The 16862-nt window shown below is 45.6% G+C and carries 14 protein-coding genes; 5 read left to right on the top strand and 9 right to left on the bottom strand.

From position 1 onward, the window contains the following. Positions 1 to 108 precede the first annotated feature (108 nt). The 6 genes from AAE02nite_RS07570 to AAE02nite_RS07545 form a co-directional block, all read right to left on the bottom strand. A complete protein-coding gene (locus tag AAE02nite_RS07570) occupies positions 109 to 1392 on the bottom strand; it encodes a M16 family metallopeptidase (protein ID WP_146896592.1) in 1284 nt (427 codons plus the stop codon). Positions 1393 to 1413: 21 nt separating this feature from the next. Beyond that, complete coding sequence (porV, locus tag AAE02nite_RS07565) at positions 1414 to 2529, bottom strand: type IX secretion system outer membrane channel protein PorV (protein WP_146896589.1); 1116 nt, start codon at positions 2527 to 2529, stop codon at positions 1414 to 1416. Positions 2530 to 2563: 34 nt separating this feature from the next. Beyond that, the gene (porU, locus tag AAE02nite_RS07560; RefSeq protein ID WP_146896587.1) at positions 2564 to 6028 is read right to left on the bottom strand and encodes a type IX secretion system sortase PorU; all 3465 of its coding nucleotides are present in this window, start codon (positions 6026 to 6028) and stop codon (positions 2564 to 2566) included. Between the two features lie 81 nt (positions 6029 to 6109). Next, the gene (gene purS, locus AAE02nite_RS07555) at positions 6110 to 6364 is read right to left on the bottom strand and encodes a phosphoribosylformylglycinamidine synthase subunit PurS (RefSeq protein ID WP_146896585.1); all 255 of its coding nucleotides are present in this window, start codon (positions 6362 to 6364) and stop codon (positions 6110 to 6112) included. Positions 6365 to 6376: 12 nt separating this feature from the next. Then, positions 6377 to 7093: a CDP-alcohol phosphatidyltransferase family protein gene (locus tag AAE02nite_RS07550; protein ID WP_146896583.1), complete on the bottom strand. Its 717-nt coding sequence runs from the start codon at positions 7091 to 7093 to the stop codon at positions 6377 to 6379. Positions 7094 to 7132: 39 nt separating this feature from the next. Next, positions 7133 to 7768 (bottom strand): MBL fold metallo-hydrolase, encoded by a 636-nt coding sequence (locus tag AAE02nite_RS07545; RefSeq protein WP_146896581.1) that lies wholly within the window; start codon positions 7766 to 7768, stop codon positions 7133 to 7135. 84 nt (positions 7769 to 7852) lie between these two features. On the opposite strand from AAE02nite_RS07545, the gene AAE02nite_RS07540 reads away from it, so the two are divergent. Both AAE02nite_RS07540 and AAE02nite_RS07535 read left to right on the top strand, forming a co-directional pair. Then, entirely contained in the window at positions 7853 to 8923 is a 1071-nt protein-coding gene (locus AAE02nite_RS07540; protein WP_146896579.1) for an NAD(P)/FAD-dependent oxidoreductase, read from the top strand. Between the two features lie 7 nt (positions 8924 to 8930). Continuing rightward, positions 8931 to 12197, top strand: coding sequence for a PD40 domain-containing protein (locus AAE02nite_RS07535; protein WP_146896577.1), 3267 nt, complete (start codon positions 8931 to 8933; stop codon positions 12195 to 12197). Between the two features lie 164 nt (positions 12198 to 12361). Here the strand turns inward: AAE02nite_RS07535 and purQ are convergent, their stop codons facing one another. After that, the gene (gene purQ / locus AAE02nite_RS07530; protein ID WP_146896575.1) at positions 12362 to 13054 is read right to left on the bottom strand and encodes a phosphoribosylformylglycinamidine synthase subunit PurQ; all 693 of its coding nucleotides are present in this window, start codon (positions 13052 to 13054) and stop codon (positions 12362 to 12364) included. 242 nt (positions 13055 to 13296) lie between these two features. Here purQ and AAE02nite_RS07525 point away from each other — a divergent pair, with 242 nt between their 5' ends. The 3 genes from AAE02nite_RS07525 to AAE02nite_RS07515 all read left to right on the top strand — a co-directional run bounded on the left by AAE02nite_RS07525 (position 13297) and on the right by AAE02nite_RS07515 (position 15880). Continuing rightward, positions 13297 to 14190, top strand: coding sequence for a YicC/YloC family endoribonuclease (locus AAE02nite_RS07525; protein WP_146896573.1), 894 nt, complete (start codon positions 13297 to 13299; stop codon positions 14188 to 14190). Between the two features lie 80 nt (positions 14191 to 14270). Next, entirely contained in the window at positions 14271 to 15200 is a 930-nt protein-coding gene (locus AAE02nite_RS07520) for a helix-turn-helix domain-containing protein (RefSeq protein WP_146896571.1), read from the top strand. Positions 15201 to 15280: 80 nt separating this feature from the next. Next, entirely contained in the window at positions 15281 to 15880 is a 600-nt protein-coding gene (locus tag AAE02nite_RS07515; protein ID WP_146896569.1) for a hypothetical protein, read from the top strand. A gap of 149 nt (positions 15881 to 16029) precedes the next feature. On the opposite strand, the gene AAE02nite_RS07510 is transcribed toward AAE02nite_RS07515, so the two are convergent. Beyond that, positions 16030 to 16425 carry a VanZ family protein gene (locus AAE02nite_RS07510; protein ID WP_146896567.1) on the bottom strand — a complete coding sequence of 132 codons (396 nt, stop codon included), beginning with the start codon at positions 16423 to 16425 and terminating at the stop codon, positions 16030 to 16032. A gap of 23 nt (positions 16426 to 16448) precedes the next feature. Further along, a complete protein-coding gene (gene gcvH / locus AAE02nite_RS07505) occupies positions 16449 to 16829 on the bottom strand; it encodes a glycine cleavage system protein GcvH (protein ID WP_146896565.1) in 381 nt (126 codons plus the stop codon). Positions 16830 to 16862 lie beyond the last annotated feature (33 nt).

Genomic DNA, 16862 nt, shown 5'->3' with positions numbered 1-16862 from the left:
CAACATCAACGCCATTTAGGTTAAACCAACTTAAAAATAAAATCCCGCTAAGTTTATTTAACGGGATTTTATTTTCAATGCGCTTGCTTCAAATTCCGGTTGAAAATTTTAAGCTCTTACTTCTTTCCCGACTAAAACAGTAGTTAAATCATTCATGTTTAAATATTGCTGGGCGAGTTCGGTTAAGCGGTAAGCACCTACCTCCGAAATCCGTTGTAAATAGTCGGAATAATGGGTAATGGGCAGATTGTGCAAAACCAAAGATTTGTACTTATCTACCTGGTCAAAAATATTATTCGTATCGTTGATGAACTTGCCAATGGTATAATTGCGGACGGCATCCAATTCGTCTTCGGGCACCGGCTCGTTCTGCAAAATCTGAATTTCTTTCTGAATTTCAGCTACGGTTAGGCCGGAGTTCTGGTAATTTACATCGGTGCCGATGTAAAACATGGTGGCATATTCTTTGGCCGACACCGTCGAAAAAATGCCGTACGTAAAGCCTTTGTCTTCCCGAATATTTTTCATGAGCCGGGAGCCAAAATAGCCACCTAAAATTTTATTCAGTAATAATAATTCCGAAAAATCTTTATCGTGCATCAGCGGCCAGATACCACCTATCCGTACCGTAGTTTGCATTTGGTCTTCCCGTTCGATGTAATGCGCCAGGGGTTGATAACGCAGGCTATGGCTTGTTACCGGTAAGGCCTGATGATTTACTTCAATTTGATTAAACAACGAAACTAAAGCTTCCGTAACTGCCGGCTCAATGGCGCCGGAAAAGAATATTTCGGTACCCGAAAGCGAAAAGTTGATGCGGAAGAAATCGTTTACCTGTGTCAGTGAAACATTCTCTAGCACGGCTTCGTCCAGACCGGCTACGTACGGATGACTTCCCCCAAAAATACTTTCGGTAAGAAGCTTGGTAGCCAGGTAAGTATTTTTTTGTTTCTCAATGCCAATATTCTGCAGCGTTCTTTTCTTTAGCAGGATAAACTCGTTTTCCGGAAAAGTAGGCTGCGTAATAACTTCCTTTAACAAAGGCAATAAATTTACCAGGTGCTTGGCCAGGCAGTACAAGGTTAAAGTTGCCCGGTCGAAACCCTGGTTGCACTCCAGAGAAGCGCCGTAGTAAGCAATCATATCGGCAATCTGCTTGGCCGAGTAGTTTCGGGTACCTTCCAGCAGTAGCTTGGAAGTAAAATAAGAAATGCCGGGTGCCGGCTCATACCATTTGCCGGCTTTGAAAACAATTTCGAGTTTTAATACAGGTTGGTTAAAATTATATAAACAATGCAGCCTTGCTCCGTTGGGCAAGGCTGTAATTTCAGCATCCGGTAATTGAATAGATGATATTTTTTGTATCGCAGGGGCGATAGTTCTGTCCAGCATAAATATTTTTTAATCCCAGGTTTATTCTTCTACCTTGTTGATGTTTAATACCAGCGTAAAACGCAAAGTATTAGCCAAAGGGTTATTGCGCGAATTAGGTACTAGGTACGCTACATCAATCCCAAATTTCTGGTAACGCATGCCCAAACCCATACTCAGGTAATGGCGGTCGCCTTTGTTCGGGCTTTCGTAAAAATAACCGGCCCGGGCGGCAAAAACATCGTTGTACCAGTACTCCAAACCGGTTGAAAGGGTTACTTCCTGTAATTCTTCGCTAAAGCCGTTTTTAGCATCGCCGAAAGAAGTGAAAATAGCCCGCGGCACACTTTGGGTAGAATCTGCACCAGAAGAAGGTACCAGTAATTTATTACCATCAATGGCCAGCGTAATTTTGTTATAAGGGTCCAGGTTCATAGTGAAAGCGGTACCCAGTCGTAAATTGGTCGGTAGAAAGTCTTTTCGGTCGGCGTTGGTATAGGCTATTTTGGCTCCAATGTTAGAAATATTACCACCAAACGCCAGGTTGTAATCGCGGGTGCCAATGGTCAGGTCGTTGGTGTAGTAAACGCCAATATCCACGGCGGCCGAATTACCGGGCCGGGAATCGCTAATACCGGCCGATAAATTAGAGTGAATGAAACGGGCGCCCACGCCTAAGCTTAAATTATTGCTCAATTGCTGACCATAAGCCAGATTAAAGGTATATTCTTTCGGATTATGAATATTTAAAGGATTGCCCAGGTCGTCGGTAAACTGAATATCGCCTAAATCGAAATAAAGCATAGAGGCAGAAAAAGCACCCCGCTGGCTTACCCGCTTGTACCCCGACAGGTAGGTGAGCGACATATCGTTGATAATATTACGCAGCCAGGGTGAATAGGAAAGGGCTACCCCCATGTCGTTTGTAACAAAACCAAGTTTAGCCGGATTCCAGTGGATGGTATTGGCATCGGGGCTAATGGCTACCCCGGCATCGCCCATGGCCGCCGAACGGGCATCCGGCGAAACGGTTAAAATAGGTACCGCCGTTGTAATAGTGGCAACATCAGCACCTGTTTGCGCGAAAGCACCCGTAAAAAATAAGGAAAATAAAAGGTAAAAAGGCAGACTTTTTTTTGTGCCGGAGTTGTATTTCATAGAATATTACTTTTCTGGGGTAAATATAACTATATTAATTTAATATCATCAACTTTTTCACCCGTTCGGTCCAGATTCCTTTGGTTAAAGAAATTATTTTAACTTTATATATATAAATGCCATTGGTTAAAATATTGCCGGCTTCGTCTTTTCCATTCCAGGTAATGTCGGCAATACGGTTTTTACTCTTAGCCCGTTTCTCCCGGATGGTTTTAACCAGTTGCCCGGCTAAAGTTAAAATCTGGATTTGAATTTCTACGTCATCGCCCGCCTGGTTTTGGTTAAAACTGAAAGTAGTTTCGGCCCCAAACGGATTCGGAGAATTCTGAATATTTTCGATGACGAAACTTTGATCTCCGACAACAATAAAGGGTAAACGTGCTTCTGCTGAATTATTATATATATCCCACGCTTTTATCTTTAACTCATGCGAACCGGGTTCTAATTCCGGTAAAGCATAGACAATATTACCAGCCTTAAAATTATCAATTTCGGTGGTATAAAACTCATTTAAAATTATGGTGCGGGTATTATCAATATCCAGCGTTAAAGTTATTTCGTGGCCGATGCCGGTGGTATTGGTGTTGAGGCCGCTTTCGTCGGAAAGTTTTGCCAGCAGCACGGGTTGGTTACCGGTGATGCCGCCGGGTACAAAGGTTTCATCGTCGAGGTAAAGCTTGATGGTGGGTGGGGTAGTGTCAACGGCTGGGTTTGGCTCCGAGCCGCCAATGGCTATAGTATTGTTGCCGCCGTGGCCGTCAGTTGTGGTATTATAGGCATACAGGCTGATTTTTCCTTTATCAATCGGGTAGGCAATGTCTTTCGGCACTTTGAAACTAAGTTTGAAAGCTCCGTTTTTAACGGAAGCCAGGCCATTATACAACAAATTTTCCTGCACCCGCACATTCTGAATATTGCTGTACGCGGGCGTACTTTCGTCTCCCAACGTTTTTACCTGTGCGGGTTTGTCAAATATTTTTATTTCTACCTGGCCGTTAAAATCCGAAACAATATTATCCTGCCTATCGGTAATAGCGCCCGTTAAAATAACCGGTGCCAACGCTTTTAAGGTATCGGCTTCTTTGTTATTTATACTCGTAACAACGGCCTTTAGAGCCGGGTAGGCCAGTTGCTGGCTGGGGTCGCCGAGCAAAGTAAAGTTACGGTTGTTTATCTGGTTCTGGCTTTTGTTTTTGGTACTGCGGTAGAGGTCGCCGAGGCGGGGCATCCGGCCGTTGAGGGGCGTAAATAAATTTTCGAAGAACTGGCGGTTTAAAAGACGGTTGTTGCTGGCGTATACGGGGCGGGTAGTGGTAAGCAGTCCTATGGCACCACCTTGGCTGCTGAGCAAAGCCACTTCGGCGCCCGAACTCCGTCTGGGATCGTCGTAACGACCAAACTCACACGTAGCCGTAAGCATAAAAGTAAGGCGGTCGTAATTTTTCCAGTTCTTGATTTGCGAAATAGTCAGGATTTGCTCGTGCGCCAGGCTGGTTTCGTTGCCGTGACCGGTGTAATTCAGCAACAGGGTTCCCTGCTCGATAACTTTATTTAGCGTCGTATTGGTTTCGGGGGAGCGCTGGCCGTTGGGAACAGTGGTTTGCTTAAAAAAATCGAGGTAAACTTTTTTGGCGTGGTAAGCAGGTTGGTTTTCTGCGAGGTAAGTAGCCAGGTTTTCGGCATCGCGTAAATGTTCGGCACCGTCGCCGTCATCGGCTAAAAAGGTGACCCGGTTGCGCCAGTTGCCAAAACCGGCGGGGCTGTCGTAATGTATTAATTTATTTACTCCGGTTTGGGCTTCAGTTAAAGTTTTCACAGGTAGCCGGCCAATGCCAATATCCAGCAGTTCAGGGGTGCTAAAGTTTTCTTCCTGCCAGAGACCTTCGTGCGGGTCCAGCAAACCATAATAATCTTCGGAAGAGTAGCTGCGCAGCGGGTCCAACGATTGCCGGGATTCGTAAACCGGTACAAAATTGGTGTTGTTGGGCGTGCGGGGCTGCGCGTTGCCTGGCATTGATTTATAATCGTAGGACGAATCACCGAATAAAAGCAAATGCATGACCTCGCCAGCCGGCTTCTTACTGCGGTTGTACAGCATTTTCATAAAATCCCGGATGGCGGTTACATCTGGTGCCCCCGACGAAAATTCGTTATAAACCTGGTTAACCGTAACCACTTCTACCATTAAATTATCGTGGGTGCGGCGGTGATTAGCCAGTTTCTCGGCAGCGGTTAAAAAAGCCGGATGCGCCAGAATAACTAAGTCCAGCGCACCATTTAAATTTAAAGCATGTAAGTTTTGATTAACTACTTTTCCGCCTAATATTGGTTTGGGGAAATCAGTGCCCGTAAATGTAACAAACTCCCGTAAGGTGTCGGTTTTCACACTGAACAAACCGGTGCCGTTATTTTTTTCTAAGACCAAGGCTTTTGGGGTAGCCGCCTGGCTAACCTCCCAGACCCTGGTTTCGGGGGTAATATTTCCGATTTTAAAAGCAGATAAAGCACGTGGCTGAATATTTTGTATAGACCGGAAAGCTGTTTGACTGCCCTGTAATCGGAGGTAGCGTTCGGAAATAATTTCCAGGTAATTTAAATAACCGGTGGCATCCGGTACGCCTTTGTTGTTATACGCGAGGTTCAGGGTGAGTTCGGAAGAACCCGGAAGGGGATTGCTGTTGAGGGAAAAATGGGCCAGGTTATACTCACCGACCGGATGATAATTGTGGGTGCCCTGCCCATTAATAAACTGATTTCCAAGTATGGTATTATTACCTTTTAAGGTAAACTCGCTACCCACGCGGGAACTGCCCATTACGGACGAGGAAATTTGTATAATACTGCCCGGCACCAGATTGGCCGCCGGAAAAGTAAAATTGCGGGAAGGCGTAAAAGCAGTAAAATCTTCGCCGTACCATTCCCGTCCCGATTGCAACGGGCTGATTAAATCTTTCTCGTAGAATTGCCGCTCCAGGTACGTATTTATGGTAACGGTAGCACCCGTTACGGCTGGTTGTTCCTGCACCCGCTTGCCGGCGGTACTGCCTACAGTAATAAAATAATAAGCGGTATCGGTGTAAATATTAAATTCATGGCGAAAGCGTTGGCTGGTCTCGTCATAAAGCCAGCGGTGCGGGCCCTGGCCGTAGAAAAGGACATAATCGTTTGCATCGAATTTGCCATCGGCTTCGCCGGTAACCAGAATGGCATTTTCGGTAAGGTCATCCGGACGGGGAGTACTGTTGAGTTGGGGGAGCATACCGCCGCCGTTGCCGTAAATTTTAATGCGCCGCGGATCAATCGCCTCTGCTGAAAAGCCGGCTGCCTGCAATAAATATTTATCTATTTTGTAAAGACCGGTGCTGGTTATTCCCAGTTTAAACCATTGCCCGGTGCTGAGCACCGATGCAGATTTAGGTGATGTGGGTTGCGCAAGACCCACCTCCGCCAAAGCTAAGCTCAGCATCAGAAGTAGCCATTTGGTAATTCTCTTGCGCATACAGCAATATACAAAAAAACCTTGCGACTTATTTAGCTACAAGGTTTTCCATGAAAATGGGAAGACTGCAATGATATATGTTTACTCCGCCGGGGTAAGCTCAAAAGAATAAGATTCCATAATCAGGTTGGCCAGCAGTTTTTTACAAGCCTGCTCCACTTTCTCCTGGGCAGCCTGCTCATTTTCAGCTTCCAGGTTTAACCGGATGTGCTTGCCAATCCGAACATCGGCTACCTGGCTTAAGCCCAGGTGCTCAAGGCCCAGCATCACCGCTTTGCCTTGGGGATCTAATAATTCAGGGCGCGGCATAATATCAATTTCGGCAGTAAATTTCATAAGTTTTGGTATCTATATATTTTGTTTCGGTTGCGCAAAAAACGATAAAAGCACATACAGTACAATTATCACGGGTACGGCGGCAAATTTAAGGAGAAACAATAAGGGAATTGCAATTAAAAGAAAAATAAAGCGGGTGGCGTTATCTTTCCAGGCCAGGTTTTTAAATTTTAAGGCAAACAGCGGGATTTCGGCCACCAGTAAATAGCTTAAAAACAAAGTTAAACCCAGCAACACGTACTGGTTCATAAAATATTGACCCAAATTAAATTGGTCGGAGGCCAGAATTAAGGGCAGCGAAGCGACAAACAACGTATTGGCCGGCGTAGGTAAGCCAATAAACAAAGTAGTTTGCCGGGTATCGATATTAAATTTAGCCAGCCGCAGCGCCGAAAATATAATCATAATAAAGGCCAGGAAAGGGAAAAGTTCGGCTTCGTACAGGGAGGTATTGGGGTTGGCCATGGCGCTTTTGCGCATTAACTGAAACATAATAATGCCCGGCAACACCCCAAACGATACCATATCAGCCAGAGAATCTAGCTGCTTGCCAATTTCGGAATAAGCGTGTAATAACCGGGCGATTAGGCCATCCAGAAAATCGAAAACGGCGGCAATACCTACCAGGTAAGCCGCAAACACCAGGTTGCCCTGGAAGGCAATATACAGGGCCACGCAGCCCGTAAACAAATTAAGGCAGGTAATAAAATTAGGAATATGTTTCTTCATAGTTTTTAGGGCTACACCACGCAGTTTGCCAGATCGGGATTAACGCAGAAATGGATTATACTTTTTTTCTTCGCCGATGGTGGTGCTGGGGCCGTGACCCGGGTAAACGGTAACTTCGTCGGGCAAGGTAAATAATTTAGTCCGGATACTATGCAGTAAAGTCTGGTGATTGCCGCCGGGCAAATCGGTGCGGCCGATGCTGCGCTGGAACAATACATCGCCGCCCACGCAGGTTTTAGTAGGTTCGTGGTAAAAAACGACGTGGCCCGGTGCGTGGCCCGGCGTAAAAAATACTTTTAATTCAGTATGGCCAAAGCTTACGATATCACCTTCGTTTAAAAAATTGGTTGGGGTAGCCGGGTTGTATTGCGGAAAGCCGTAAGATGGGGCGTAAACCGGTACGGCCTGCAGCGTGGGTAAATCGGCCTGGTGAATATAAAATGGCACCTGATAAGTGTCGATGATAAACTGGTTGCCGAAAACGTGATCGATGTGGCAGTGGGTATTCAGCAGTTTTATCACTTTCAGCTTATTATCCCGTATAAAATCGGTTAACGCCGCTTGTTCATTTTTCTCGTAGCAGCCCGGGTCAACGATTACGCACGCCAGGGTTTCGTCGTGCAGCACATAAGTATTTTCCTGGAAAGGGTTAAAGGTGAAAGTACTTATCTTCATAAGCTGTCGGGAAATATAAGTTAAGGATCTAAATATCCGCTTGTACGTTACAAATTTAGAATTAAGTTCTGTTAAATTGCCCGAATGATTTACGATTTTATCCTGGTAGGGCATGGCCTGGCCGGCAGCATTCTGGCGCATACCCTAGCGGCTCATCAATATTCGGTGCTGGTTATCGATCAGGTCAAACCTAATTCTGCTTCTAACGTGGCTGCCGGACTAATGAATCCGCTGGCTGGTAAACGTTTTGCCAAATCGTGGCTGGCCGATGTGCTGGTGCCTTTTGCGACCGAATTTTACCAAAAGCTGGAGGAAGACCGGAAAGTTAAATTATTTTATCCTAAACCTATTTTGAAATTATTTTCGTCGGTAGAAGAACAGAACAACTGGATGGGTAAAAGCGCCGGCCAGCCGTACGGCGATTTTATTCAGGCGGTTTATACGTCTTTGCCGCCTTCCGAAATTATCCGGCAAGAGCAGGGCGGTATTTTAATCGATAAAGGCGGTTATGTGGAGGTGGCACTTCTGCTCGAAACATTGCGGCAAATCCGGCAGGAGAGAGATGAAATAATAAATGAGCAGTTTGATTTTACATTCTTGACGGTAGAATCTGACAGCGTACACTATAAAGGATGGCAGGCCCGGAATATTATATTTTGCGAAGGATTTCAGGGAGCCGAAAACCCTTACTTTAAATGGCTGCCTTTTTCGTTAAACAAAGGCGAAGTACTGGCCTTAAAACCGGCTATTCCGGTGCCAACAGACCAGGTTTATAACAAAGGGGTTTATGTTTTACCCAAGGAAGATGGCTCCCTGCGGATTGGCGCTACTTACAATTGGCGAAATGTGGATGAACAGCCCACAGTGGCTGGAAAAGAAGAACTTTTTGGTAAAATTGAGGATATACTAAAAGTGCCGTTTACCGTACTGGAACATAAGGCGGGTATCCGGCCGGCGGTGCGCGACCGGCGGCCTTTAATCGGCACCCATCCAAATCAAGAAAGAATAAAAATATTTAATGGCATGGGCTCGAAGGGCGTGATGATGGCGCCTTATCTGGCCCACCATTTTGTACAAGTTTTAAGCGGGGCGGAAGATTTGCTTCCGGAAATAAATATTTTCAGGTATATTACGTTGTATAGAGAGCATTATTAACGCAACAATGGTAAAGTTTTACAAGTCTCTTCTGGCCGTACCGTTTATAGCCGCCCTGCTGTTTTTAGGGGCGAATAAGCCGGTGCAGGCCCAGGTCGCGCCCGAAACTTTCGGCATGAACCGTATCCAGTATAAGCAATTTAAATGGCAATATTTGAGTACGCAAAATTTCAACGTGTACTACTACGGCAACGGCCGGGAAAATGCCCGCCTTACCGCCGAATACGCCGAGAAAGAGCTCAAACGGATTACCAGCCTGATTGGGTATTTTCCGTATTCGAAAACCACGCTTATTCTGTATGCCTCAGTGGCAGATTTACGCCAGAGCAATATTGGCCTGAACAACGACCAATATCAGACCGGTGGCGAAACATTATTTCTGAAAAACAAAATAGAACTGGCTTTTGAAGGCTCGCAAACTGAGTTTAAAAAAGCTTTAAGCCTGAATGTATCGCAATTGCTGCTGCACGATATGATGTATGGCGGTAGTCTGAAAGAAGTGTTGCAAAGCAGTTATATGCTTCGCCTGCCCGAGTGGTTTCTGAGTGGAGGCGCCTCGTACATTGCCGAAGGCTGGAACGTGGAAATGGATAATTACATGCGCGACATGGTTATCAAAAACGTGAATAAAAAGCCCGAAGTATTATTTGTAAGAAACCAGCGGCTGGCCGGGCAATCGGTCTGGAATTATATTTCGGAACGGTACGGCTATACCTCTATTCAGAATATTTTAAACCTGACCCGTATTACCCGCGACATTGAAGTGGGGATTGCCAGCAGCCTGAACGTGCCCTACAAAAAATTTATGCGCGACTGGCAGAAATATTATACCCAAATGAACCCTTATCCGGGTAGCCAACTAACATCGCTGGACCGCAAAGATTTATTAGTTACGAAAAACCGGCGCAGCGAAATACTTAGCCAGCCTACCTTTAGCCCCAACGGCAGCAAATTGGCTTTTGTGCAAAACGACCGGGGGCGGTACAAAATTAAAGTAGTAGACGTAAACCGGAAAAGGACCTTTAAGGTACGGAAGGGCGGACATAAAACTCCTGACCAGAAAGTTGATTACAAAGCGCCTTTACTGGCCTGGAAATCGGAACGCCAACTGAATATTATTGAAGTAAAACGTGCCCAGCCGATAGTAAACACCCATTATTTCGACCGGAAGAATCATGCTTTCTTTAATAATTTAAAAGAGTCCATTTTCGGCCGGCAGTCGCGCGGAATTTTATCGCAGTTCACACAAATCCTGAATATTGATTATTCCGAAGACGGTCGCCTGATGATAATGACCGCCGTGAAGAATGGCCAAAGCGATATTTTCCTGTTTCAGGGCAACAGCCGGCAAGCCCAGCAACTCACCAACGATATTTACGACGACAAAAACGCTACTTTTCTGAAAGGCCGGAACGCCATTGTGTTTAGTTCTAACCGTTGGCAGGATTCTTTGGGAACCGATAAGCCTGGCTTAGACAAGATTGTCGATAATTTTGATTTGTTCTTGCTGGACCTGGATCGGAATGGCGCCCGCCCGAAACAATTGGTGGCTTCTATCTCCAACGAACTGGCCCCCATAGCCGAAGACAACGAAAATATTCTCTTTTTAAGCGAACAAACCGGTATCCGGAGCTTGCACCGCTATAATTTAGTTTCCGGCGAACGGCAGCGGGTAAGCAACTTTGTGCAGAATATTAAGATGTTCGATTACGATGCGGCTTCTAAAAAACTTGCTTTTATCGCCGCCGACCGGAACAAGGAGTACGTTTATTACTTCCCGAACTATGCCCTGAACGCGGCCGCGGCCGATTTTAAAACCGTACGCCAAAAGACTCTGGAAGACCGGACTTTACGGACGAACCGACCTGCCGCTACTCCCGAGAAAAAGGTTGAGCCAGCCGCCCCCGTTGCGAATGACTCTACGGTTCAAACACCCGAAACGATAACCAGGCAAGGCGAAACACCGCAGAATAAAACCGTAAACCCCGAAAATTACCAGTTCGATACCGAACCGAAGCAACCGGCGGCAGCTCCGCAAAAAACCATAGCTACCCGGCCGGTAGCACCTGGCCCTGATGGGGTACCCATAGCCGGACCCTTGAAGTATGATTTACGCTTCAGTATCAATAATGTGGTGTCTTCGGTTTACCAGGATGCCCTGATGGGTTTTGGTTTGATTGCCGAAGTTGGAATGTCGGATATGTTTGAAGACCACCGGATTCATGGCGGGGCCTTTATTGTAACGGATTTACGCACCAGCAATTTTTACGCCGAGTACAGCAATTTAAAGAAACGTTACGATTGGCGGCTTTCTTACCTGAAGCAGACTATCTTCCGGAATTTTACGCAAAACTCTTTACGGTATAGCCGCCAGGAATTTACACCTTCTATTAGTTACCCGTTAACCCATACCATCAGCATCCGGGCTTTACCTAAATTGCTGCATTCGCGCTACAGTATTACTAACTTTTTATCGGAACCCGATAGTGTAGATATGTTTGCCAGTTTGGGTGGTGAGTTTGTGTATGATAATTCAATTGCCACCGGGATAAATATGATGGAAGGTACCCGCATGAAAGTTGGTATAAGCACTTTTAAAGAGTTAAACGAGAGCAACAAAAATTTCAACCGCCTTTACGTAGATCTGCGTCATTATCAGAAAATTCACCGGCAAATAACCTGGGCCAACCGGGTTAGTTACGGCCATTATTTTGGTAATGATCCCAAACGTTATTTGCTGGGCGGGGTAGATAACTGGCTCTTTAACAAGGAGGATGAAGATACGCAATCGGCCGACCGGATATTCCATGGTCAGTCGCCGGCCGATTTATTTTACCAGCAATTTGCTACGCCTATGCGAGGCTTCGATTACAATGCCCGCCGCGGACATAAGCTATTGGTCTTTAACTCCGAGCTGCGCGTACCAATTGTGCAATACCTGTTCCAGAATTCTACATTGGGCTCCGGCTTTTTCCGGAACCTGCAGCTAACGGCCTTCAGCGATGTCGGAACCGCGTACAATGGCAGCAACCCGTTTAGTCGCCGCAACTCTTTTAATACCCAGATATTAGGTGGCCGCACTGGCGATGCCATAAACACGAACCCTTTCCAAGCAATTGTAATCAACTACCGCAACCCCTTCCTGTTTGGCTACGGGGTAGGCGCCCGCACTACCTTGCTGGGTATGTACGGTAAAGTAGATGTGGCCTGGGGCGAAGAAAACTTCGAACGGAGAGGACCAAAAGTATATGTATCGCTGGGATACGATTTTTAATTCCTGAACCTTAATCAAATAAAAAGACCACCCATTTCGGTGGTCTTTTTTTATTGCCAACTTACAAAAATGCTTACCGTAATCAACTAGAAATAAAAAAGAAAAGCGCTGACTGGTAAATCCGGTTAGCGCTTTTGCTTTTAGAGAATACTTTCTTATATAATTTAAGCCGGTACTGCTTCCAGCAGCGATTCAAATATTAAGAGGCCATCGGTATTGCCTAAATCCGAATCAGCGGCACGCTCGGGGTGCGGCATCAGGCCAAAAACATTGCGGCCTTCGTTGCTGATGCCCGCAATACTTTCGATGCTGCCGTTGCAGTTGGTGTCGGGGGCAATTTCGCCGTGCGAGTTGCAATACCGGAACATTACCTGATCCTGGTCTTTTATTCTTTGCAGGGTAGCGGCATCGGCGTAGAACCGTCCCTCGCCGTGGGCAATCGGCACCTGGTAAGCTTTGCTTTTATCCAAACGGCGGGTAGGCAATAAATCAGTTGTCTCGGGCCGGATGTGCACGTTGCGGCAAATAAATTTTTGTTCGGTGTTGCGCAAGAGAGCGCCGGGCAGCAGACCGGCTTCCGTTAAAATCTGGAAACCATTGCAAATACCCATTACATAGCCGCCTTTGTTAGCATGGGCAATTACCTCCTGCATAATAGGCGAGAAACGGGCAATAGCGCCCGATCGCAAGTAATCGCCGTAGGAAAAGCCACCGGGCAATACAATAAAATCACAATCCTGCAGGTTGTGGTCTTTATGCCAAAGCTGAGCTACCGGTTTGCTTGAAACCCGCTCTAAAACCTGAATAACATCCTGGTCGCAATTAGACCCTGGGAAAATAACAACACCAAATTTCATGCAGCAAAGATAATACATTCGGGTAAGAGAAAGGAATAAAATGCCAAATTATCTGTAATTTGAATTTGGAGAATGACCGCTGGTGAGTCTATTGTAATCTTTTTAACAGCTTTAAAGTTGAATGAGGTTAAAAATTGTTGGTTTTCTCTTGAAGGAAAATATAGAAGTAATAAGAATTTTTGAACAGTAAAGCCGTATTCCCAGTACCTTTGTACAAAACTTAACCTTAATTAGCAGGTAGTATGTTACAATCGATGACCGGTTTTGGCACCGCCCGCCAGGATGGCGAGCAGTATAGTCTTACTATTGATATCCGATCGCTTAATTCTAAAAGCCTGGATTTAAGTATAAGGCTTCCCCGGTTCCTGGCCGATAAGGAGCATGAAATTCGTGGTATTATCAGCAAGAACCTGATCCGCGGAAAAGTTACCCTTAATGTAGATTATACAGGGGGCGCCAAGGGCATTAAAACGGCGAGTTCAATTAACCAGGAGTTGCTGCAGCACTACTATTCCGAACTCGAAAGAGCCGCCGATGCGGTAGGAGCTACCAAAACCGATTTGTTCCGGTTAGCGCTGCAAATGCCGGAGGTGATTCAGCAAGGCCCCAGGACCGAAGAAGAAGATAACCAACTGCCGGTTCCCTGGGAAACGGTAGCGGATTTGTTGCACGAAGCCATTCATAACCTGAACAGTTTCCGGGCAGACGAAGGCAAAGCACTGACTTCGGAAATAATGACCTACGTCGACCGTATCCGGATTTTACTGGCCGAAGTAGATAAATTTGACCCGGTGCGGCTGGAGTATATTCGCGAACGCATTCGTACGCACCTGGCCGAAATTAGCAGCTCCGAACAATTTAACCAAAGCCGGTTTGAGCAGGAGATGATTTATTTTATTGAGAAACTGGATATCGCCGAGGAAAAAGTACGTCTGATTAATCACCTGCATTATTTTACCGAAACCGTTTACTTGCCTGAACCTACCGGTAAAAAATTAGCCTTTATTTCGCAGGAAATCGGCCGCGAAATAAATACTATTGGTTCTAAAGCCAATGATGCTACCATACAGCACCTGGTAGTTGAGATGAAAGAGGAGTTGGAGAAGATAAAAGAGCAACTGAATAATATTTTATAAGCGTTTCGGTGGGGGCGTGTCTATTGAAAGATTTAAATAAGTTTCTTATATTTATTTAATCATCAGCTGTTTAAACATCAGTGCTACCTATTGTTCGCCACGAGTTTCCGGATTTAACCTGGTTGCGGAAGCAGGTTGCTGTGCGCTTCCAAAAAGAGCAAGGCTGGCCCAACGTGGTACTGAATGTAAAGTCTACGGGGTGTTATCGGCCGGTTATTACCGGCCCGCTGTCCTTGTTTATGAATATAAAAGGGCAGAGCCAGTGTAGCGTAGCCCAGTACGGGGTAGTTATTCCCGAAACCCATTATTTTATCACCAATCCCGGGGAGGCTTATACTTTACAAATTCTGGAAAAAAGTACCACCGAAACCTTTAACATCCACGTGGGGGAGCGTTTTTTAGAACAGGTTTACGATGGTTTGGTGCTGCCGGAAGATAAGTTGCTGGATGAGCCTTTTGCGGTGAAAAGCCGCCCGATAAGCTTCTTTAACCGGCTGTACCCCAAAGATGCTGTTTTTAATAATCTGCTGAACCAAATTTACCAACAGACACAAACCAGAGTTTCGGAGAATCTTCTCCTGGAAGAACTACTAAGCTACGTTTTAATTTATTTGTTGCAGGAGCATCGCTCGGTGCTGAAAGAAGCTGCCAGATTACCCGCTGCCAAACGCGCTACCCAGCTCGAAATTTATAAGCGTCTTTGTTACTCCTTAGATTATTTGCAGGCAAATTATAACCAAGAAATTACCTTGGAGGAGCTGGCTCAGGTAGCTTGTTTGTCTAAATTCCATTACCTGCGTTCTTTTCGGGCTTGTTTCCGGCAAACGCCGCACCAATATTTAACGGCCGTCCGTCTGGAGAAAGCCAAAGCGCTGCTTAAATATTCGGATTTGCAGGTGACTGATATTGCGCTAGAAGTTGGTTTACAGCACGTAGGCTCTTTAAGCCGGTTATTTGCGCAAAAAGTAGCTACCAGTGCCGGTAATTACCGCTTACAGCACCTTGCCTGAAATTAGCAATTTTGGTTAACTGGTTCTTTAGGGCTGCCGGTATCTTTGGTACAGTTAAATAACCTAAAACCTCATGTACTATGGAAACCCCTATTTACCAAAACGCCGCTTTGCTGTTTATCTTTTTAACCATTATAGTAGCGGCTTTAATAATTTATGCCTTACGTTATGCTTTAGCAAAAGCCGATTGGCACGAAGAAAAAAAGAATAATGTATTCCGGGTTGCGACCGCTGGATTGCTGGCTTGGCTAGGCTTACTGGCCCTGCTGGCTAACCAGCATTTTTTCTCCGATTTCAGTACGCTGCCCCCCCGGTTTGTACTGGCTATTGTCCCGCCCTGGCTATTTATTGCCTGGATAGCGAGCAGAAAGTCTTTCCGTTACTTATTAAGCTTAGTGCCGGCGGCTTGGGTTGTTTACCTGCAAAGCTTTCGGGTGGTGGTAGAAATTGGGCTTTGGATGGTTTTTGTAGCAGGTGTATGTCCGGTGCAAATGACCTTTGAAGGACGCAACTTTGATATTCTGGTAGGTTTAACCGCACCCCTTGCTGGTTATTTTCTTTTCCGGAAAGAATTAAAATTTAGATGGGGCGCGCTCTGGAATATTTTTGGCCTGGTACTGCTGCTGAATATTGTAACTGTAGCCATGTTATCTACCCCAACGCCGTTTAGAGTATTTTAAACGAGCCGGCAAATACTTTTGTCTCCACCGCGCCCTTTATCTGGCTGCCCGGTTTTTTGGTACCCGTAGCTTTGTCCATGCACGTTTTTTCGCTAATCCAGTTGTTCAGCGTTCAAAAGGAAGATGCCTTAACTCCAGCCAGTGAAAATTTACAGCAGGTTGCCCAGTAGGCGGTAACGTAAAACCAGGTTAAAAGCTGGTAAAGCGAGCAGCGTACCAATGGTATTGCTTACAACATCCATTATATCACCTTGGCGGCCCCAGCCCAAAATACTTTGCAAATATTCGATTAGAATTCCGAATAAAAAAGAAATAATAACAGCGTACCAGGCGCTGTGCCGGCGTAAACCCGTATAAGTTTTTTGCAGGTAAAACCCGCGGCGCATTAAAAAAGTTAAGATAAAGAAGACTACCGCGTGCGAAGCGGTGGTGAAGGAGATGAGTTCCCACTCCGGCACCTGGGGCATATTGGCAACGGGCAACAGCGTTAAAAATAAAATCACTGTTGCCCATACCAAAGTAGGTAAATTATATCTTAAAAACATGGAGGGTTACCGGCCGCCAAAAACTAAGCGCCTACCAGTTGCGCGTAATCATCCGCACTCATTAACTCTTCCAGCTCGGCTGTAATATCTATCGACATTTTAATCATCCAGCCGTCGCCGTAAGGATCAGAATTTACATTCTCGGGATTAGAGTCTAATTTAGGGTTAAGCTCCAGCACGGTGCCGGTAATAGGGCTAAACAAATCCGAAACGGTTTTTACGGCTTCTACGGTGCCGAATACTTCTTCGCGGTTTACCTTTTTATCCAGTGTATCTATATCAACGTAAACAATATCACCCAGTTCGCTTTGGGCAAAATCGGTAATGCCAACATAAGCAACATCACCTTCAATGCGCAACCATTCGTGGTCTTTCGTATATTTCAGATCCTTCGGTAAATTCATATTAATCAAATAAAATTGTTTGCGTGGTTTGAC

It is taken from the genome of Adhaeribacter aerolatus (genome assembly GCF_007991635.1).
GTDB classification, from domain to species: Bacteria; Bacteroidota; Bacteroidia; order Cytophagales; family Hymenobacteraceae; genus Adhaeribacter; species Adhaeribacter aerolatus.
Note: the sequence above shows the minus strand (reverse complement) of the source record. Positions and strands in the feature narration are given on the sequence as shown.